Below are 19,423 nucleotides of genomic sequence, written 5' to 3' on the forward strand. Positions count from 1 at the left end.
TAACTATGGGGAAAATCTTTGCCATTGTTTTCCTTCTTTCCATACCTGAAATTCTCCCGGTAAAAACTGGGTCCAAATTTCATTTTGGGTCAAAGGAGTTGTGGCTAGGACTGTAACTATATCTTTAGGGCTTGTATGTTCCCTGAAATCTATGCTTAGGTCTGCATCTATTAGTTTGGCTTCTCCGAATGGGGCATGCCTTGTGATATAAACTAGTTTTGTGGAACAATATGCGTATAAATATTTGGAATCCGAAATTAGAATATTGGAAACTCCCTTTTTTCCAAGTTTAGCTAATAGTTTTCGGATTTCTTGTGCGAGGATAGTTTCGCTTTTTGGCCTTGTTTTAAACTTCTTCTTTAATTCCGAGAGCATCCAACAAAAAGCATACTCGCTGTCAGTTGTTCCTACAGGTGTAAAATCTTTTAATGGTTCCTTCTTTACTCCTTTTAATTGCCCATTATGAGCGAATGTCCAATAATACCCCCAGAGTTCCCGAACGAACGGATGTGTATTTTTCAGATCTACTTTACCCCGATTCGCTTTTCGAATATGTGAAATAACTAAATTACTTTTGATAGGGAATGTGCGTACCAGTTCCGCTAATTGTGAATCCGCACTTGCCTGAGGATCTTGGAAAACTCTACAACCCTTGCCCTCATAGAATGCGATCCCCCATCCATCTTTATGTGGCCCGGTTTTCCCGCCTCTTTGGACAAGACCAGTGAAGCTAAAACATATATCTGTAGGAACATTGGCGCTCATTCCCAAAAGTTCACACATTTCGGACTTCCTCCGTTATATTAGAATAATTGTCACTAAGACGAATTGCCCTTGTCCAGGACTTTTTTCCTAAAAAGAAATGGCGGAACTCTTGCAGAATTCAAGCCAGAACCCCAATTTGATCGGGTGATTCTTCATATCGACACGGAAACCGGCTGGAGAGGAGGAGAAAGGCAACTTTTTCTTCTCGCAGAAGGTTTAAAAAAACACAAAATCCCTCAGCTCATTCTTTGTAAACCAGGCTCTGCATTAGAGACTCGCGCAAATGATGTTGGACTTCCAACAGTTACTCTCCCTTTAAAAGGTGAATGGGATTTTGGCTCAGTAAAAGCTCTGCAAGAACTCATCGTATCCAAAGGGATCAAATTGATTCATGCTCATACTGCAAAGGCACATTCTATCGCATGGATGGCGAAAGCAAAACATCCACAAGTGAAACTTGTAGTTTCCAGAAGAGTGGATTTCAGGCTTAGAAAGAATTGGTTTAGCAAACGTAAGTATGTTTCCGACAGAGTGGATCTTTATTTAAGCGTTTCTAATCGTATTCGTGAAATTTTGATCATGGATGGAATCGATCCTGCCAAAGTTGTGACTGTGTATAGCGGGATTGATCTAGGCGTAACAAAGAAAGCGAGCGATATATCCTATCTTAGAAAAGAATTTAATCTTTCTAAAGACGATTTAATCATAGGAAATATAGCTGCGTTAGTCGATCATAAGGACCAAAAAACATTACTCGATGCTTTGTCTAAGGTGGAAACTGATAAAAAGTATAAAGTGCTAATCGTGGGTGAAGGGGAGCTCAGAAAGGAACTGGAGCGTTTCGCTTCCGAAAAAAAACTTTTGGATAAAGTGATCTTCACAGGATTCAGAACAGATATCTCCGAACTTCTTTCCTTATTCGATATTTTTACATTAACTTCCAAAGAAGAAGGACTCGGAACTTCCGTTTTAGACGCGATGGCATCTGGTTTACCCATTGTTGCCACAAACGGAGGTGGCATCGCGGAAATGTTAACAGAAGGTAAGGGCGCATTTATTTCTCAGGTGGGAGATGCGGCTTCTCTTGCTTCTTCTTATAAAATTCTATTAGAAGATCCTAAAGTTCGAAAATCTATGGGGGCTTTTAATAAAGAATCTGTAAAAAGATTCTCTGTTAAAAATACCATTAAGAAGACTGAGCTAGCATATTATAGTTTATTGGGTGAGGAGATCTATTCCAGCTCGAAAGGAAAATCCGGGGAAGCAGCATGAAAAAATTACTCATAGTAGATGGTCACGCATTTGCATTCAGGGCATATTATGCTTTTGCAGCTTCCAATTTGAAAAATTCCAAAACAGGACAGCCAAGTGGCGCAGTGTTCGGATTTTTCAGAATGTTATTCAAACTTTTCGAAGATTATGCTCCGACTCATGTTGCTATGACTTTTGACCCTGGTGGGCCTTTGGAAAGAGGGGCAACATTTGCGGAATATAAAGCGAATCGTAAACCAATGCCGGAAGATCTTCGCCCTCAATTGAATGAGATCATGGAAACCTTAAAAGTTCTGGGGTTCAGAATTCTTAAGATAGAAAAACATGAAGCAGACGATATCATCGGTACCTTGGCTGAAAATTATAAATCATCTGCGAAAGAAATACTGATCTTTTCTGGTGACAAAGACTTATATCAATTATTAGAAAAAAAGAATATTAAAATGCTCAGAGGTAAAAAGGGAGTCACTGAATTTGTAGAAATCGACTCTTCCTGGGTAAAAGAAGAACTAGGTGTGGATGTAAAACAGATCCCAGACTATATGGGGATCGTAGGAGATACTTCTGATAATATTCCTGGGGTAAAGGGAATTGGAGAGAAGGGCGCTACTAAGCTCATCCAAGAGTATAAAAACCTGGAAGGGATTTATAAAAATATAGAGAAAATCAAAAATCCAGGCTTAAAGAACAAACTTATAGAGCATAAAGACAATGCATTCATGTCCAGGGAATTGGCCACAATCAAAAGAGATTTGGAACTGGGCATCCAGGAAGACGATCTTAAACTTCCGGATTATGCTTCCGACGAAGGGATCCGTTATTTAAAAAACCAAGGGTATAATGTTTTATCTCGTGACCTTGCTAAATCAGTAGGAAAAGAACCTCCTAAAGATGAACCGGAAGAAGCAACTGCCGGTTCTGCAAAAGCGCCAGCTGCTAAAAAAGGAATTTATAAACGAGTAGAAAGTATAGAAGAGTTAACCAAACTCGCAAGAGCTTGGAAAAAATCTCCTATCCTTTCCGTGGATACGGAAACCACTTCTCAATACGCTTTTGATGCGGAACTTTTAGGGATCTCTTTGTGTAACCAAGAAGGGACCGGTTTTTATATCCCGGTCTCTCATACACAAGAGGGACTATTCACAAATAAGGATCAACTTCTTCCTTTGGATCAGGTCCGAGAAATATTAGGGCCTGTATTAGCAGATCCGAATATACCTAAAGTAGGCCAGAATATTAAGTATGATCTGATCGTTCTCCAGAATCACGGATTCGAACTAGCTAATATCGTTTTTGATACGATGATCGTAGCCTATATTCTGGCCCCGGAAAGCCGCAGATTTAATATGGATGATCTTGCAGAAGATCTTCTGAATTATAAAACGATCACTTACGCTGAACTCGTAGGAACCGGCAAAAACAAAAAAAATCTTTGGGAAGTGGACCTAGACAGGGTTTCGGAATATGCAGCGGAAGATGCGGATATTACTTTAAGATTGTATAATGTTCTTCGAAAATCTTTGAAACAATCCGGGTTAGAGAGTGTATTCAAAGATATAGATCTGCCGTTGATCCCTGTTTTGACCAAAATGGAAAAAGCTGGAATTGCTGTTGATACAAAATATTTTGCAGAACTTTCTAAAGATTTCCAGAGGGAAGTCAAGGATCTGGAAAGAGGGATCTACAAGGCTGCTGGAAAAGAATTCAATATCGCTTCTACCAAAGAACTCCAAAAAATCCTATTCGACGAACTGCAGCTTAGGGTTGTTAAAAAGACTCAAACCGGTTATTCAACTGACCATGAAGTCTTGGAAGAATTATTGGGAGAACATCCCATCATTGAAAAACTTTTGGATTATAGGAAATACACTAAGCTCATCTCCACTTATGTGGACACTCTTCCTAGTATGGCTTCTCCTAAAGACCAAAGAATCCACACTAGCTATAATATGACAATCGCCGCAACTGGACGACTTTCTTCTACAGATCCGAACTTACAAAATATTCCGATCCGAGAAAAAGAAGGAAGATTGATCAGAAAAGGTTTTATCTCAGGCCATAGGGATTTTGAGGTTTTAAGTTTAGATTATTCTCAGATTGAACTCCGGATCATGGCCCATATTTCCAAAGATCCTGCAATGATGGATGCCTACAAAAAAGGGATCGATATTCATAAAAGAACCGCCGCAGCCATTTATGGAGTTCCAGAAGATCAAGTAAGTCCGGAGATGAGGGACAAGGCAAAAGTAGTTAACTTTTCCGTAATATATGGTGTTACTCCTTACGGGCTTAGTCGTAACCTTCGGATCTCCAGAGAAGAGGCAAAAAGTTTTATAGATCGATATCTAACTCAGTATCCTGGCGTTCAAAAATATATGGATGATACAATCGCCTTCTGCGAAGAGAAAGGTTATGTGGAAACCATGAAAGGAAGAAGGAGACCTGTTCCAGATATTACATCCACTCATCGCCAAGCAAAAGAAGGAGCCAAGCGGGTTGCGATCAACACACCTATCCAAGGTACTTGCGCCGATATGATCAAAATCGCGATGATCCAAATCCAAGATGAGATCGAAAAAAGAAAATGGAAGTCCAAACTTCTTCTTCAAGTACATGATGAATTGGTATTCGAAGTGTATAAATCTGAAAAGGATGAGTTCCTGAAAGTTTGTAAGAACCTGATGGAGAACGCACTTCCTTTGGATGTTCCGGTCAAGGTAGAAGGAAAATTCGGACAAAACTGGGACGAGGCTCATTAATTTTTAGTTGAGTCTTGGGCCAAACTGCTCTTACAATTCGGCCGCTTAGGGAGAACTTAATGGAAAGCTCTTATTCCAGAAAAAAGTTCCTGAAACTTTTGGCGTTATCCGCCGCAGGTATAGGTCTTTCGGAGAATTTGATTTCTCCGTTATTCTCCCAAACGTCCGGAGCTTCTAAAATGTTAAAACGTAAGATCCCAAAAACTGGAGAAGAAATTCCTGCAATTGGTTTAGGTACTTGGCAAACTTTAGATGTGGATCCGGATCCTTCTTCTTTCGCTCCATTAAAGGAAGTTTTGTCGGAGTTCTTACATATAGGTGGAGGTGTCGTAGATTCTTCTCCCATGTATGGTCGTTCTGAGGAAATTTTCGGGATCTTATCCAAGGATTTTTCAGACACAGAGAAAAAGAAATTTTTCTTAGCCACAAAGGTTTGGATCAGGGGAGAAGCAGCCGGAAAATCACAGATAGAATCTTCTTTCAAAAAAATGAAAGCGGAGAAAATTGATCTATTCCAAATTCATAATTTACTGGATACTCAAACCCATCTTAAAACATTAAGAGCCCTAAAAGAAAAAGGGAAGATCCGTTATATTGGTCTAACCCATTTTACAACTTCTGCTTTCTCCGAAATGGAACGTATCTCTGAAAAAGAAAAACCTGATTTTTTACAAATACCTTATTCTATCCAAACAAGAGAAGCGGAGAATAGAATTTTACCTTTTGCGCAAGAACACGGGATTGCGGTCCTCGTTAATCGTCCTTTCGAAGAAGGTGGACTTTTTAGAAATACGAAAGGTAAATCTTTGCCTGAATATTTTAAAGAATGGGATTGCAATTCATTCGCTCAGGGATTCTTAAAATATATTCTTTCTCATCCGGCAGTGACATGTGCGATTCCTGCTACTTCTAAACTTTCTCATCTTAAAGATAATATGGGTGCTGGACTTGGTAGATTTCCGGAAGGCAAAGAAAGAAAAGTTTTTCTATCCAACCTTCTAGATGCAATGGATTGAAATTTCTTTCACGTTATCAATTTTACACTTCCCATTCCGAAAGCAGGGAGTACAATATTGCCTCGTTTGGAGGAGTCTATGTCGGAACCGCTTTGGAGAACCCACCCTTTGGCCTGGAAGGCAGCGGGAGCTTTCTTTGAATGGAAAAAAAGAAAACTATTTTATAGGATAGGCGGAGAAGGAGAGGCACTTCTTCTTTTACACGGCTTTCCAACTTCTTCTTGGGACTGGAAAGATGTGTGGGAAACTCTAACTCATCAATATAAAGTTCTGACCTTAGATTATCTAGGCTTTGGTTTTTCTGAAAAACCTAAAGACGGACATTATTCTATTTTTGAATACGCAGACCAGGCCGAGTTCTTCCTTCAAGAGCAAGGAATTAAAAAGGTGCATATTCTTGCTCACGACCTGGGAGATACTGTCGCACAAGAATTGGTTGCAAGATTCAGAGAGAAGTTATCTGGGCAGAGAATTGGTGGTCCCGACTTGGAGTCAGTATTCTTCCTAAACGGTGGGATTTTTCCGGAAACTCATAGACCTAGAGCCGTGCAGAAATTATTAAACGGCCCCTTAGGCTTTTTATTCTCTCGTTTAGTAAATAAAACATCCTTCCAAAAAAGTTTTTCAGAAGTTTTCGGACCGAATACTAAATCTGCTCAAGAGGAGCTAGACGGTTTTTGGGAATGTGTTAACAACGGAGGGGGGAAGTTGATCTATCACAAGTTGATCAGATATATGAGAGAGAGAAAAATTTTCAGAGATAGATGGGTGGGAGCCATACTCGACAGTCCAATTCCTTATGCATTGGCAGATGGTCTGGACGATCCAGTGAGCGGCCAACATGTGGTCGCTCGACTTAAAGAAATGAGACCTGATGCAAAAGTGTATGAACTGCCAGGTATAGGACATTATCCTCAGACAGAAGCTGCCGACCAGGTTTTGAAAGCGTACTCAAACTTCAGATCTAAACTTTGATATTTCTCAGATAGTTTGGTGACCGGATTTATTTCCTTGAAAAAAGGAAGAAACCTGCCAAACTGTAAAGAAAGCGAAAGATTAGATGGGTAAGGTTGCATACAATAATCCGCGTTTTTTTGATTTTGTATACGACGACTTTTTATGTGCGGCGGTGGACTCTCATGTTGCACAATCCGGAGTTCTATTTCACTCTTTAACCAAAGAAAGTGTTTGGGAACTTTTTGAGATCACAGGAGTTCTGGCGGAGCTCAAAAAAAGAGGATACGATTCCTTCCAACTGGATCTTTCCGGAAGTGATGATACCTACCAAAAACTAATTCTTACTTACCAGAACGAAATTTTAGTACATTTACGCTTGAGCATCCAAGAATATAGGATCCGCCTCAACGATTACTTTTTCAAAGAAAAATATCTGGTTGTAAATTGGCTCCAGACACGTCATCCGAAACAGGAAGGAAGGGATTCAGCTCGTTTGTATCCAGGGCAAGATGTTCCCGGTCTTGGGATTTTTACTGAGATGGCGGACTTAATTGGATTTTTGATCATCTCTCTTAGATTGAATGGAGCCGTGATCCGCCCTGAATATTTTCATGATGCTGTACTCTTCTCCCGGAAATTCCATTTTTTAGAAGCAGACTCCAAAGCACTTTATCAGGCCTTACGAACTGCTTTCCCTAAACATTCCATTAGAGCGATTTCTACTCTTTTACAACATGGTAAGATCGTAGATGCAAAACGAGGAGTGATAGAATGGAAACCTATAGAGATGATCTTGTTCTTGGAAAAATCTTTGAACTTCTTTGTTTTCAATCGAAAGTTTGAGAAGAAGGTTTCCAAGATACTTTCCACCTATAAACTCTCATTGGTTGAAGGTGCCGAAGCAGAATTAGGACTAAATACTTAGCACTATTTTGAACGAATGTTACGTGATTATTTTTCGTCAGAAATCTATTTTTTTCTCCCGTCTTATCCATTTATAATATAGGTTTGGCCATTATTCTAGTATCCGGAGGGTCCTCGGATGGAGAAAAGAAAACAGGTAAGGGTAGTCCCTTTCCCTAAACAACCAGTTCAACTCCAATTGATGGGGAATGGTTTTTTAGACATTCTTGTCGCCCAGGACGTTAGCGAAGGAGGGATAGCTGTTCGTGTTCCACATAAGTTCGATGGATGTGATATTCATTCTAGCGTGGAAATTGTGGTCTCTCTACCCGGATACAAACCATTTAAAGCACTTGGCAAGATCAAACACTTGAGTGCTTCCAAGGAAGCACAGGGACTTTTCGGGCTCCAATTCACCCAGATTGACGTAAAAGGGAAGGGATTTCTCTTAGATTATGTCAAAAAACTAACCTCTCTCCGCAGAATGGCAGGATAATCAGCCAGTCCAGTCATCGGAATTTCTTTCCAGCGTAATCCAACTGTAACCATTTAGGATCATAGATAGAAGCATCCTAACAAGGAAAAGAAGGACGACAATGGGATCAGGAACAGTCCAAAAAAAGCAAAAAGTAGAACGTAAGCTTGAAGTAAGGATCGCAGAGAACCAACTCGAGATCGAAAGAACTTTAGCTCTTCGTTATGATGTATTCAATCTGGAGTTGGGAGAAGGTTTACCTCAATCCTCAGCTACTCGTAAAGACAGAGATGAATACGATTTATTTTGCGACCACCTTATCGTAGTAGATAAGAACAGAGATGATATGATCGTCGGAACTTATCGTATCCTACGTAGAAGTGTCGCTAAGGCAAATCTAGGATTTTACTCCGACAACGAATTCGATATTACTAAAATTTACGAATTAGAAAGAGAACCTGCGGAGATCGGACGCAGCTGCGTTCATCCAGAATACAGAGATGGGTCCGTAATCTCTCTCCTTTGGGGCGGGCTTGCTCAATACATGAAGAAGAACAATATTGGTTACCTCTTCGGTTGTGGCTCCGTTCACAGCACTGATGCTCTATCTGCAAATGAAGTTTATGCGTTTTTGAAAGATAAACAAGCACTTGCGGGAGAAGCATTCGACGTAAAACCTCTTCCTGGATTCGAAATGCCTGGTTTCGATCAGAACTATTCTCCTGAAGATATTAAAGAAGTTTCCAGAAGAATTCCTGCGTTGATCAAAGGATATATTAGAGCCGGGTCTACAATCTGCGGAATTCCAGCATTGGATGCAGTTTTCAAGACTACTGACTTCTTTATTATCTTTGATATCAAAGACATCGAAGCAAGATACAGCAAACATTACTTAGAGTAGAACGGTAGGGTAAGCCCTTAAGTTTTCTCGTAGGACGGGTCTCATATGAGGCCCGTTTTTGTTTTTAGCCCCTTTTTGGCGCCTAAATATGGGCCGATACACCTTGACCGTTTGGGCTTCTACTTTTTTTCTATACTAAATTAATTCTAAATACACGAAACCCAGTTTGGGTGACTCATGAATCAAATCGATTTCCAACATCCCTCTTTTAAGGACCAGATCCGCTTTTATATTATAGTATTTTTCTCCTTCTTGATCATGAGCGTCGGCTATTATTTGGGGATTTCTTCTTATATTCTGGGTTGGTTTGCATTCTGTATCTCGGCGTTTTCTGTGGCCGGTAACGACGCAGTCCAAACCGTAGGAACATTTATAGAAAGTAAAAAGTCAGTTCATTGGTTCCCGAAGTTAGGAGCCTTGGGTGGACTTCTTGCTTTAGTGTTTGGATACGCTTGGTGGTCAGGAAATGGAGAAGTTCATTTCCATAGGTTAGATAATTTTACTCCTCCTGCAGAATACAATTTTCTGCAATTGATCGCGCCTTTCATTCTAGTCATCATCACTCGGATGAAGTCTCCGATCTCTACTACTTTTTTGATCCTGGGTTTATTCGGTGGGCAGAATATAGAGAAGATGCTAACCAAATCCTTTTTAGGATACATGATCGCATTTATCACTGCCTTGGTTGTCTGGGGAATCTTAGTAAAAGTCGATCCAAAAGAATATTATGATGATCATATGCCCGACCCTAGAACCGAAAGAAAATGGGCGATCTTACAGTGGTTCTCCACTTTATTTTTATGGGCAGCTTGGCTTGCTCAAGACGCTGCTAATATAGTCGTATATCTTCCTAGACAATTAAATTGGATAGAACTCGCTGGAGCTGTTTCCATTTTAATAGGTGCACTTGGGATTATATTATATACTAATGGCGGAACTATCCAAGAGATAGTTACAGAGAAATCCGACATTCAATGGTCAAAGGCAGCCACGATCGTGGACCTAGTATATGCTAGTATTCTAATATTATTTCAGAAGATCAGTAATATGCCTATGTCCACTACTTGGGTTTTCTTAGGTATGCTTGCTGGAAGAGAGATCGTGTTAAATTTCCTTACCTACAGGGACGCTCCTTATTTAGAGACATTCCGCAAAGTAGGTAAGGACGTACTTCTTGCATCTATTGGAATCGCAGTAAGTATTTTTATCTTCTTACTAGCTTCTCAGTTTTATCCTGAAAAGACTTCCTTCATTCCTAAGTTCTTAAAATAGTCTTTTATACTGCATTTTCTATTCGATAGATACATGCTTTCGAAATAGCAGTACTGTCGATTAGATATGCTCTGCAATCTTTTGCCCAACGATCGAATTGGTCTTTCCCTTTCAGCTTGGCTACAGCTTTCTCATACAACATACTGCATAGATATCTTGAAGTGATGATCATTAGATTTTCTGCCACTCTTTCTTTGGCCTGATCATCTTCGATGGATCTAAATTTCGAAATTGCATCTTCGAATATTTGAGATTGTTCATTCAGGTATTTGGAAGGTGATCCTACCTCTGCTTTGATCGATTCTAGATATTTTTTGAAATTTCCTTCACCGCTCATTCCTGCTACAATCGCGCCGACTGCGATTCGAACATGGATCTGGCTTGTTCCTTCGTAGATCGTATTGATCCTAGAGTCCCTAAATATTCTGGCCACATCGTAATCTTCTGTATAACCCGCTCCACCATGGATTTGGATAGCAAGCCCCGCACATTTATGTCCTTCTTCCGAACAATAATATTTAGAGATAGGAGTAAGTATTGTGGCGAGATTCCCCCATTTTTTCACTCTTTCGTCTTTTCGGATCTCTCTATCTTCTTTATTTGCTTTTTCCAAACGGATCTGATGATGCTGGTACATATCCACAACACGAGCAGTTTCGAATGTAAGAAGTCTCATAGCGTTAACTTCTCTTTGGATTTTATGAAGCATTTCCGCAACTGCAGGAATCTCTCCGATAGCTTTTCCAAACTGTTGTCTTTCTTCTGCATACTTTTGAGATTCATAATATGCTCCGGCTGCACTTCCTGGACCACAAGCAGCACTTCCGAGTCTCATAAAGTTTGTCATCCCAGTAGTATATCTGGTGAGACCAAGTCCTTCTTGTCCTAAAAGTTCGCCGTGACTATTTTCATACACGATCTCGCAGGTAGGAGATGCGTGGATCCCCATTTTTGTTTCAATTCCTGCAACGGTTACATCTTCACTTTTTACTAGGAATACGGATAGTCCTCGAGCTCCTGCATTTCCTGTTCGAGCAAGAGTCAATAGACTAGAAGGATAGGGACCGAGTCCACAACCTTGGGATATAAAACGTTTTGTTCCGTTTAAACGGTAATATCCGTCTTCCGTCTTTACTGCGGTTGTTCTGACATTATTTAGATCAGATCCGAAATCTGGTTCGGTTAAGGACATTGCGAATAAAGTCTCGCCGGTTGCTGCTTTCGCTGCGAAATTTTCTATTTGTTCTTCTGTTCCGTATCTAGAAACTATCTGAGCTAGATTTAATAAGGCAACAGTCATACAAAAAGAAACATCGGCTCTCGCCATGACCATTCCATAAAATGCGCTAATGGTTCCTGGTAGCCCCAGTCCGCCTGCTTCTCTTGAAATCGAGAATGGCATGAGTCCGGTGTCTCGGAATTTTTCGTAGATTGATGTAGTTTCTTCCGGAAAGATTACTTTTCCATTTTCGTAACGTAGATGTTTCCTATCCATTACGCTAGAAAGTTGCGACACGTCTTTTCCGAAAAATTCACCTAAGGATTCAAGACTCGATCTATATAATTCTACTGCTTCCTCAACGCTAGAAGGGGCCATTTCGTATCTTGGATTATTCGTTTTCTTATAAAGTTCATGTTCGAAAAATTCTTCACCTTCGGTTGATTTTACGATCGAAGCCCAATCAATCAAATGTTCGAAAATTAGTTTTAAATCTTCATCGTCTGTAAAATAATTATTAGATATCATATATTCCCTTTTTTTTAAGCGTTCGCAGTAACTTTGTTTTCTTTTCCAATACTATAAGCAGCATTCAAACCATCTAAGAAGGCTCTTTCTGCATCAATTCCTTTAGCGTCCTTTGCTCCCCCAATAATGAATATTTGCTTTTGAGGGTATAAAGATTTGTAAGTTTCATAGAGAGAACTTTCTTTTTCTTGTCCCACACAAAGAACCAAAGAATCACATGGATAAAGAACCTCTTCTCCATTTTTTAAAGTGATCTTTAAACCTTCTTTGGTGATCTCCTTATAATTGAGTCCTTGGAAGAATTCTACTCCAGAAGCTTCTAGCTCTTGTTTGAGAGCCCAAAAAGTGGTAGGTCCCAAACCGGCACCATGTTTTCCACTTCTTCTAAAAATCGCAACATCTCTTTCCGATTTGTGAGGTTGAATAACGGCGTTCGTATATGAATCGATATTATATTTTTTTGAATAAGATTCTAGATTAGGATCGTTTTCTTCGGTAAGTTTATGAGCTACATCGACTCCGATCCCTCCTCCGCCGATAACTGCCACTTTTTTTCCTGCTTTGAATTTCCCTGTCAGATAATCTGTATAATTTCCAACTGGAAGATTTTCAATACCAGGTAGTGTAAATTCTCTTGGTTTAACACCTGTTGCAAATATGATCGCATCTGGATTTAGTTCTTCAAGCAGCTTTAGATCACAATTTGTATTTAAACGAATGTCCACTCCGAGTGCAGGAAGTTCATTTCTAAAATATCGGATCGTCTCTTTGAATTCAGATTTGCCTGGAATATTTGAAGCTAGTTGGAATTGCCCTCCTAACTGATCCGATTTTTCGAGTAATATAACTTCGTGCCCGAAAGAAGCACTGGCTCTTGCAGCTTCAAGTCCTCCTGGGCCGGAGCCGATCACTACAACTTTTTGAGATTTTATATTAGAATCGATTTTGTATTCCAATTCGTTAACAGCTTGCGGATTGACTAGGCAGGAAACAGATTTATCTACGAAAGCATGATCCAAACAGGATTGGTTACATGCAATACATGTGTTGATCCGATCTGACATGCCAGTTTGGATTTTTTTTACGATAAATGCATCTGCGAGAAATGGCCTCGCCATAGAAATTATATCCGCCTGATTTGTATCAAAAATTCTTTGTACAGTGATAGGATCGTTTACTCTGTTGGATGCGATGATGGAAATGCCTGGAGTTTTTTCTTTGATCCGTGATGCAATATTTGCCCAAGCGCCCCTTGGAACTAATTGGCTTATAGTTGGGATCCTTGATTCATGCCATCCAATTCCAATATTCAAAGCGGATACACCTTCTTGCTTGAGTGTTTGAGCTAGATCACATACTTCTTCGAAAGTTGGATTACCTGGGATGAGATCGATTCCAGACATTCTAAAAATGATAGGGAAACCTTCCGGAAGATTTTTTACGACTGAACGTAAAACTTCGACAGCCATATTCATTCTTCTTTTGGAATCTCCTCCAAAATGATCATCTCTATGATTTGTTACAGGGGAGAAGAATTGATTAATTAAATATCCTTCGCTACCCATAATTTCTACTGCGCCGAATCCTGTTTCCTTTGCGAGTTTTGCTGCAATACCAAAATCTTCTGCAGTTTTCCAACATTCTTCTTCAGTGAGAGCTCTAGGAATGTATCTATTGATTGGAGCGCGGAGCGCAGAAGGGCCTACACAATTTCTATCGAATGCATAACGCCCTGCATGGAAAAGTTGCGCACACATAGTTCCGCTTCCATTTAGAAGATCATTCATCTTCTTTAATTCAGATGCGTGCTCTTCATTTTGTATATTAAAGAAGTGTTTAGATCCCCTGCCTTCTTCGTTTACGCTGATCCCGCCGGTGACTATAAGGCCGACACCACCTTCAAAACGTTTTCCGTAGAATGCAGCCATTCTTTCTGCGGTTCCAGTTTTGCCCTCGAGTCCTAGATGCATGGACCCCATTACAAACCGATTCGAAAGGGTTAACTTTCCTATATTAATGGGTTGAAAGGCCTTTTCCATAATACAATTCTCCGCTGAATTTTATATCCTAGCTATTATTTACCATTGGTAATATAAATGATCGGGGATTCAAGAGATAAATTACCAATGGTAAATATATTCTTGCAAATAATGGAAAGTATTAAGAATCGTTAGTATGCCCGTAAATAAGAAACGCCGCCAACAACAAGGGCCTGGAAGGCCGTTTAAAAAAGATCAAATCACTGTTAGGGAAAATCTTATATCTGCGGGAACTGAATTATTAAAAACAACCCCTCTCGAAGAGATCTCTTTGCGAAAAGTTGCTGCACTCGCAGGTGTGAGTCATGCGGCATCATATCATCATTTCGAAAACAAAAACGCTCTGCTTGCCGCGATTTCAGAAAGAGGATTTCAAAAATATTTCTCAGAATATCAGAAGGAGTTAGAGAAAACGGAAAATGATTTTTTAGGACGTTTCCATGCTCTTGGTTGGACGTATATTCAGTTCATACTTAACAACCAACAATTTGCGAGGATCATGTTTGGTGGTGTCGATATAAATTTACATCCAACCTTATCTGCCGTCTCTAGAAGGACATATAGACAGTTACATGAAATTATACGTATGGGACAAAGACTTGGAGCGATCAAGCCAGGACAAACGCGCGAAAAGACAGTAGCTTCCTGGTCTATGATTCATGGAATTGCAATGCTCTTCTTAGAAGGTAGGATTAAACCCCAAAAGAACAAAGAAGACATGAAAAAGTTTATCTTGTCCGTGATAGAATGCGCGTATACTGGAATGACTTTGCCTTTATCTGCCTCAAAATGAATACGAGGTGTTGCACTTCAAAGTTATTCGGTATCCGCTTCTATTTTTAAGCTGAAAGAATTTCATATTCAGACAAATCAATTTTTCTAGTTCTATATGAATATTCGTAAGTATGACCAGGCCAATTATTTGTGTTCTTACCAGACGCATTGATATACCAGTTCGTACATCCTGTATCCCAAACGAATTTATCGAATTTTTTATTTAAAGATGCGTTATAGCTTTGCATGCTACGAACTTTAGGGATCAATGCTTGGATCCTTTTATCATTCATTTCATTCAGAGCAGAAATGAGATAACGCACCTGAGATTCGATCATATACACGATAGAATTATGAGCAAGGTTCGTATTCGGTCCGTATAAAATATAAAAATTCGGGAAACCAGCAACATTTATACCTAGATAGGCCTCAGCACCATTTTTCCAAACCTCATTTAGATCTTGGCCTTGAGTTCCTTTTACTTTCATAGGAGAAAGAAACTCGGTAGCTTTAAATCCAGTCCCAAAAACAATCGCGTCAAATTTTTTAAGACCATTCTTGGTTATAATCCCTTCCGGATTTACTTCTTGTATCGCTTCAGAAAGAACTTTTGTATTCGGTTTTGCTAATGCTTCATAATAATCGTTAGAAAGAAGAATACGTTTACATCCTGCTGGATAATCTGGAGTTAGGATTTTGCGTAGTTCAGGATCCTTAACAAATTTTTTCATATGAGAAAGACTCATCCATTTTACGATCTTATTTGCATGATTATTCTTTTGGAATGCAATCATTCTGATCTCGTTCCAAATATAGATCTGGAATCTATGCAATAACCTAAGGCCCGGAAGATACTTAAATAAGAACTTTTCAAAGGCAAAATATTTGCGATCTGGTTTAGACACAACCCAAGGTGCAGTTCTTTGAAAAACAGTTACGTCTGCTCCTTGGTTTACGATTTGAGGAATGAATTGGATTGCACTTGCGCCTGTTCCAATTGCTGCTACTTTCTTACCTGAAAAATTATAAGAAGGATCCCAGTTTGCAGAATGGAATATTCTGCCTTTAAAACTTTCTAAACCTTTGATAGAAGGTAAAGCAGGGCGATTTAATTGTCCTACTGCTGAAATGAAAACATTATGTTCTAAGGTTTCATTTTGAGAAGTTTTGATCTTCCAAACTCGGGAAGAATCGTCCCAATCTGCCGATTTTATCTCGACTCCGAAACGGATATGAGGGAGTATTCCGTATTTTTCGGCGCAATGCTTTAAGTAAGCGAGTATCTCTGGTTGAGCCGAATATTTCCTAGGCCAATTTGGATTTGGTTCAAAAGAAAATGAATAAAGATGAGAAGGAACATCGCATGCAGCTCCAGGATAAGTATTTTCTCGCCAGGTACCTCCAACTGAATTTGATTTTTCATAAATTACGAAATTATGGAATCCATTTTTCTTAAGCTGTATTGCGGCACATAGACCGCCGAAACCCGTACCAACAATTGCGATAGAGATTGATTTTTCTTTTTTATTTTGTGAATGCATGTTTTCCAAACTCCGGATAAATATTATGAACAAATGTTCATAAGGTTTTATTTTTTAGGTTCCGACTTAAGCGCATCATTGAAAGGAAAATCATTCTAGCAAGTCGATTTTTAAAATTAGATTTTGTATCGAACCTTGTTAAATATCAATCTTATGCTGAGGGAGAAGGAAGAAAGATCTGAATTACTGCTTCTTTAGAACTAGGAAACTCTAATGTTAAAGAGCCCTGGAAAATTCTTAATAAAGCACTATGTATTTTCAGCCCTTGCCCGGAAGAGCGGACTAATATAACATCTTTTCCTATTTCGTTTTTGATCTGAATGGATAAGCCATTCTCATATTGAATGGCGATTGTAATTTGTGATTTTGATTCTCCGGAATATTTTACTGCGTTACGTAAGGATTCCCTGAATGCATAATACAAAACTTCCTGAACTTCAGGAGGATAGTTTTCCGTTGCAGAATTTAAGTTTGGTTCTATTTTCCAAATTAGATTAGAATCTTTGGCTTCCGAATCTTGCAGTTTTTGTAGCATTGGAATAAGGCCAAGCCTGGAAATTTCCAAACCAGTATCAGACATTTCTCTCAATAGAAAGGAAATCCTTTTATGAAGTTCCGTAAGAGAATTTGCGTGTTGAGATTTGAGATTTCCTGATTTATCGTTTGAGATCTCTAAAATAAGAGAATGGATTTCAGGAAGAATTTCATCGTGAAGGATTTGCCTAGTCTTTTGGTCTGAAAGTCTTTGTTCCTGTATTTTCTTTCTTTGTAATTCTTCTAGAATATTTCCTGTTTCTTCCAAGAATAAAGAATGAACAAGCCAGGTCCCTGTGGTCCTTGCGATCTCTATTTCTTCTTCTGCAAATAATCCTCCGTTTTCTTTTTCTCCCAAGAGCAAGTATGCATCTCCAGAAAGTACACTCTCTATTTTTACTCGGATCACAAATCCAGAGAACTGATCTTTATCTAGATATTGAATGTTTGGGTTTTCGAGGTAATAAACTGTTTTAGAAAAATCAAATATCTCTGATTTAGTATCTTCCGGATAGTAGATATTTGTATCTGAGATGTAAGGAATTTTTCCCCGAAAGATCAGGGCCGCTTTGGTGGCTTCTAATACGTCCTTGCACAAATACCCGAAGGAAAGTTTTACAGAACCGGAATATAAGATCATTTTCAATACTTCGTTTTGGCTGAAACTTATCTGTTTGTTTTTTCGAATTGTAAAAAATCTGGAAAGAAAAAAGGAATAGGAGAATATGATCGGTATTTCTGCCCTCGGATACCCAAGTTTGGCAAAAACAAAATATAAAGAAGAAAGTATAAAAGATGTATAAATAGAATTTTTCCATTCTTGTCTTAAACTGATTTTCGGTAGTATCCTTCCGGTAAGAATTTCGTAGGATATTAATGCCCAGCCCAAAACTAAAATAGAAATGCAGATTAATCCTTGGATACAAAGAACGAATCCATAAAAATATTTTGGCTCTTTTTCCGCTTTTAAGATCAGATTTTCTATGATTCCGAATTCATCTCCTACGAATAAAACAGAAACTAATGAGACTACTCCTAATAGAGAAAATCCTATAAGTTTTAAGAAAGGAACCGCCTTTTGTCTTCCTAATTCGGAGAGACTATTGTTTGAAATTCTGAATAGAAATAAGCAGAGTAACGAAAGGAAAACACAGGTGAAAATATAGATCAAATAAGCGGATTTAAAGGAGAAAGGTACAAATTTCCAATATTCAAATAAACTGATATTCCAGGATTTTCCCGGATTATAGATGAGCAGAATAGAAATTGCAACTAATTGGCAAAAAGATAAAAGATAGAATAAAATAAGAAAGATCCCTTTCCTTTTTAAAAATCCGAAAAACCAAACTATAACCACATACCATCCGAATGGAATGAGTATTAGTAAGATCAGTCCAGGAAAAAAGTATAAGAAAGGATAAGAAGACACTATCAAAAATCCGCTTTGTCCAAGTATCGCAGAGGAAGCGAATAATAAAGAAGATACTATTAAAGTAAAAATGCTAAAATAGGAAGCTGCGTTTTTCTTTTCCAGATTTGTTCCGGTGGTAGTGCCTAACCAGAATAAATTTGTGGAAAGGAATATAAAAGCAGAACAAATTAATATTTCAAGATCTGTTATCAATATTAGGCATCCATGGAATCCTTTCTCCTGAAGAATTCCTATAAAAAATTTTTTCGTCCTCTTCCCATTCCAAAAAACGGTTGGCTAATACTATTAGCGCTGCTCTTGTTCGAGCAACTTTTTCGTCTGAGTTAGTTTCGTTTAGTCCCCAAGCAGAGTAGATCTGTCCATTTATTCTGCTAATCGTTCTCTTATCCTTGAACCCGAAATGTTGCGCGATCTGTTCGTTACTAAATCCTTTTGCTAACATTTCTGCTACGGATCTTTCGTTTGGTTCTAATACTGCAAGAGGGGAATTTTCGTCCTTCTCCCTGACTTCGGTAACTCTGGATTCTATTTCAGGATCTATAAAACTTTTTCCATCGTAAGCCAAGCGGATTAATGGGACCACCATCTGAGGAAGAAGATAATTCGATTTTCTAACATAAGCGTAATGGCTTAAGATCCCGGAACTTCTGAATGTTCTGAAATATTCGTCGCTGTCCTGTATGGAATAAATGACTACAGGTTTGCGCGGGAATTCTTTTCGGATGGAAATAATGGTCTCTATCCCGTTTAGCTTTCCAGCGAGTCTCACATCCAAAAGAAGAACGTCTGCCTCTTCTTCCAAACAATAACGGATCGTTTCTTCGCCAGAGTCACAGTCGAATACCGATCTTATTTTTCCGGATTCTTCCAGGCCGGAGATCATCGCTTTTCTGAGTTTTAGATTGTCTTCCGCTACCAGTACCTTGAGGGGATCGGCTTTCATGTGTTCTCAGAATTTTAAGATAGGAAGAAGGTTTAGGTCAAGCACTTGAGTGCTTATCGATCCGCACTCAGAAGGTGGGTTTGTTTCTGAAAA

Annotated in this window: 15 protein-coding genes; 9 read left to right on the forward strand and 6 right to left on the reverse strand. The window is 39.0% G+C overall.

Annotated features, from left to right (window positions below):
* Positions 1-3: 3 nt before the first annotated feature.
* Positions 4-783: a class II glutamine amidotransferase gene (locus B1C82_RS12930; protein ID WP_086447953.1), complete on the reverse strand. Its 780-nt coding sequence runs from the start codon at positions 781-783 to the stop codon at positions 4-6.
* 126 nt (positions 784-909) lie between these two features.
* Here B1C82_RS12930 and B1C82_RS12935 point away from each other — a divergent pair, with 126 nt between their 5' ends.
* The 8 genes from B1C82_RS12935 to B1C82_RS12970 all read left to right on the forward strand — a co-directional run bounded on the left by B1C82_RS12935 (position 910) and on the right by B1C82_RS12970 (position 10,320).
* The gene (locus B1C82_RS12935; protein WP_086448599.1) at positions 910-2,037 is read left to right on the forward strand and encodes a glycosyltransferase; all 1,128 of its coding nucleotides are present in this window, start codon (positions 910-912) and stop codon (positions 2,035-2,037) included.
* Positions 2,034-4,796, forward strand: coding sequence for a DNA polymerase I (gene polA, locus B1C82_RS12940; protein ID WP_086447954.1), 2,763 nt, complete (start codon positions 2,034-2,036; stop codon positions 4,794-4,796). Before B1C82_RS12935 ends, polA begins: the two co-directional genes overlap by 4 nt.
* Before the next feature lie 59 nt (positions 4,797-4,855).
* The gene (locus B1C82_RS12945; protein WP_086447955.1) at positions 4,856-5,812 is read left to right on the forward strand and encodes an aldo/keto reductase; all 957 of its coding nucleotides are present in this window, start codon (positions 4,856-4,858) and stop codon (positions 5,810-5,812) included.
* A 78-nt stretch (positions 5,813-5,890) separates the two neighbouring features.
* Entirely contained in the window at positions 5,891-6,787 is an 897-nt protein-coding gene (locus B1C82_RS12950; protein WP_086447956.1) for an alpha/beta fold hydrolase, read from the forward strand.
* 85 nt (positions 6,788-6,872) lie between these two features.
* Positions 6,873-7,694, forward strand: a complete 822-nt coding sequence (locus B1C82_RS12955) for a histone deacetylase (RefSeq protein ID WP_086447957.1) — start codon at positions 6,873-6,875, stop codon at positions 7,692-7,694.
* 117 nt (positions 7,695-7,811) lie between these two features.
* Positions 7,812-8,168: a PilZ domain-containing protein gene (locus B1C82_RS12960; protein ID WP_086447958.1), complete on the forward strand. Its 357-nt coding sequence runs from the start codon at positions 7,812-7,814 to the stop codon at positions 8,166-8,168.
* A 100-nt stretch (positions 8,169-8,268) separates the two neighbouring features.
* Positions 8,269-9,048 (forward strand): GNAT family N-acetyltransferase, encoded by a 780-nt coding sequence (locus B1C82_RS12965; protein ID WP_086447959.1) that lies wholly within the window; start codon positions 8,269-8,271, stop codon positions 9,046-9,048.
* Between the two features lie 177 nt (positions 9,049-9,225).
* Positions 9,226-10,320 (forward strand): hypothetical protein, encoded by a 1,095-nt coding sequence (locus B1C82_RS12970; protein WP_086447960.1) that lies wholly within the window; start codon positions 9,226-9,228, stop codon positions 10,318-10,320.
* 4 nt (positions 10,321-10,324) lie between these two features.
* Here the strand turns inward: B1C82_RS12970 and B1C82_RS12975 are convergent, their stop codons facing one another.
* Both B1C82_RS12975 and B1C82_RS12980 read right to left on the reverse strand, forming a co-directional pair.
* Positions 10,325-12,067: an acyl-CoA dehydrogenase family protein gene (locus B1C82_RS12975; RefSeq protein ID WP_086447961.1), complete on the reverse strand. Its 1,743-nt coding sequence runs from the start codon at positions 12,065-12,067 to the stop codon at positions 10,325-10,327.
* A gap of 14 nt (positions 12,068-12,081) precedes the next feature.
* Positions 12,082-14,106 carry an oxidoreductase gene (locus B1C82_RS12980; RefSeq protein ID WP_086447962.1) on the reverse strand — a complete coding sequence of 675 codons (2,025 nt, stop codon included), beginning with the start codon at positions 14,104-14,106 and terminating at the stop codon, positions 12,082-12,084.
* 136 nt (positions 14,107-14,242) lie between these two features.
* Between B1C82_RS12980 and B1C82_RS12985 the strand changes: the two genes are divergently transcribed.
* Positions 14,243-14,899: a TetR/AcrR family transcriptional regulator gene (locus B1C82_RS12985; protein WP_086447963.1), complete on the forward strand. Its 657-nt coding sequence runs from the start codon at positions 14,243-14,245 to the stop codon at positions 14,897-14,899.
* A gap of 46 nt (positions 14,900-14,945) precedes the next feature.
* Here the strand turns inward: B1C82_RS12985 and B1C82_RS12990 are convergent, their stop codons facing one another.
* The 3 genes from B1C82_RS12990 to B1C82_RS13000 all read right to left on the reverse strand — a co-directional run bounded on the left by B1C82_RS12990 (position 14,946) and on the right by B1C82_RS13000 (position 19,330).
* Positions 14,946-16,421 (reverse strand): flavin-containing monooxygenase, encoded by a 1,476-nt coding sequence (locus B1C82_RS12990; protein WP_086447964.1) that lies wholly within the window; start codon positions 16,419-16,421, stop codon positions 14,946-14,948.
* Positions 16,422-16,572: 151 nt separating this feature from the next.
* Positions 16,573-18,579 carry a sensor histidine kinase gene (locus B1C82_RS12995; RefSeq protein ID WP_086447965.1) on the reverse strand — a complete coding sequence of 669 codons (2,007 nt, stop codon included), beginning with the start codon at positions 18,577-18,579 and terminating at the stop codon, positions 16,573-16,575.
* Positions 18,563-19,330 carry a response regulator transcription factor gene (locus B1C82_RS13000; RefSeq protein WP_086447966.1) on the reverse strand — a complete coding sequence of 256 codons (768 nt, stop codon included), beginning with the start codon at positions 19,328-19,330 and terminating at the stop codon, positions 18,563-18,565. Before B1C82_RS13000 ends, B1C82_RS12995 begins: the two co-directional genes overlap by 17 nt.
* Between the last annotated feature and the right edge of the window lie 93 nt (positions 19,331-19,423).

The organism is Leptospira venezuelensis (assembly GCF_002150035.1).
Taxonomy (GTDB): domain Bacteria; phylum Spirochaetota; class Leptospiria; order Leptospirales; family Leptospiraceae; genus Leptospira_B; species Leptospira_B venezuelensis.

What these genes read in the sequence shown, in the direction of transcription:
- B1C82_RS12955 (WP_086447957.1), top strand. Translation starts at nt 6,873, where the DNA reads ATGGGTAAGGTTGCATACAATAATCCGCGTTTTTTTGATTTTGTATAC.
- B1C82_RS13000 (WP_086447966.1), bottom strand. Translation starts at nt 19,330, where the DNA reads ATGAAAGCCGATCCCCTCAAGGTACTGGTAGCGGAAGACAATCTAAAA.
- B1C82_RS12965 (WP_086447959.1), top strand. Translation starts at nt 8,269, where the DNA reads ATGGGATCAGGAACAGTCCAAAAAAAGCAAAAAGTAGAACGTAAGCTT.
- B1C82_RS12975 (WP_086447961.1), bottom strand. Translation starts at nt 12,067, where the DNA reads ATGATATCTAATAATTATTTTACAGACGATGAAGATTTAAAACTAATT.
- B1C82_RS12985 (WP_086447963.1), top strand. Translation starts at nt 14,243, where the DNA reads ATGCCCGTAAATAAGAAACGCCGCCAACAACAAGGGCCTGGAAGGCCG.
- B1C82_RS12990 (WP_086447964.1), bottom strand. Translation starts at nt 16,421, where the DNA reads ATGCATTCACAAAATAAAAAAGAAAAATCAATCTCTATCGCAATTGTT.
- B1C82_RS12960 (WP_086447958.1), top strand. Translation starts at nt 7,812, where the DNA reads ATGGAGAAAAGAAAACAGGTAAGGGTAGTCCCTTTCCCTAAACAACCA.
- B1C82_RS12930 (WP_086447953.1), bottom strand. Translation starts at nt 783, where the DNA reads ATGTGTGAACTTTTGGGAATGAGCGCCAATGTTCCTACAGATATATGT.
- B1C82_RS12945 (WP_086447955.1), top strand. Translation starts at nt 4,856, where the DNA reads ATGGAAAGCTCTTATTCCAGAAAAAAGTTCCTGAAACTTTTGGCGTTA.
- B1C82_RS12980 (WP_086447962.1), bottom strand. Translation starts at nt 14,106, where the DNA reads ATGGAAAAGGCCTTTCAACCCATTAATATAGGAAAGTTAACCCTTTCG.
- B1C82_RS12950 (WP_086447956.1), top strand. Translation starts at nt 5,891, where the DNA reads ATGTCGGAACCGCTTTGGAGAACCCACCCTTTGGCCTGGAAGGCAGCG.
- polA (WP_086447954.1), top strand. Translation starts at nt 2,034, where the DNA reads ATGAAAAAATTACTCATAGTAGATGGTCACGCATTTGCATTCAGGGCA.
- B1C82_RS12970 (WP_086447960.1), top strand. Translation starts at nt 9,226, where the DNA reads ATGAATCAAATCGATTTCCAACATCCCTCTTTTAAGGACCAGATCCGC.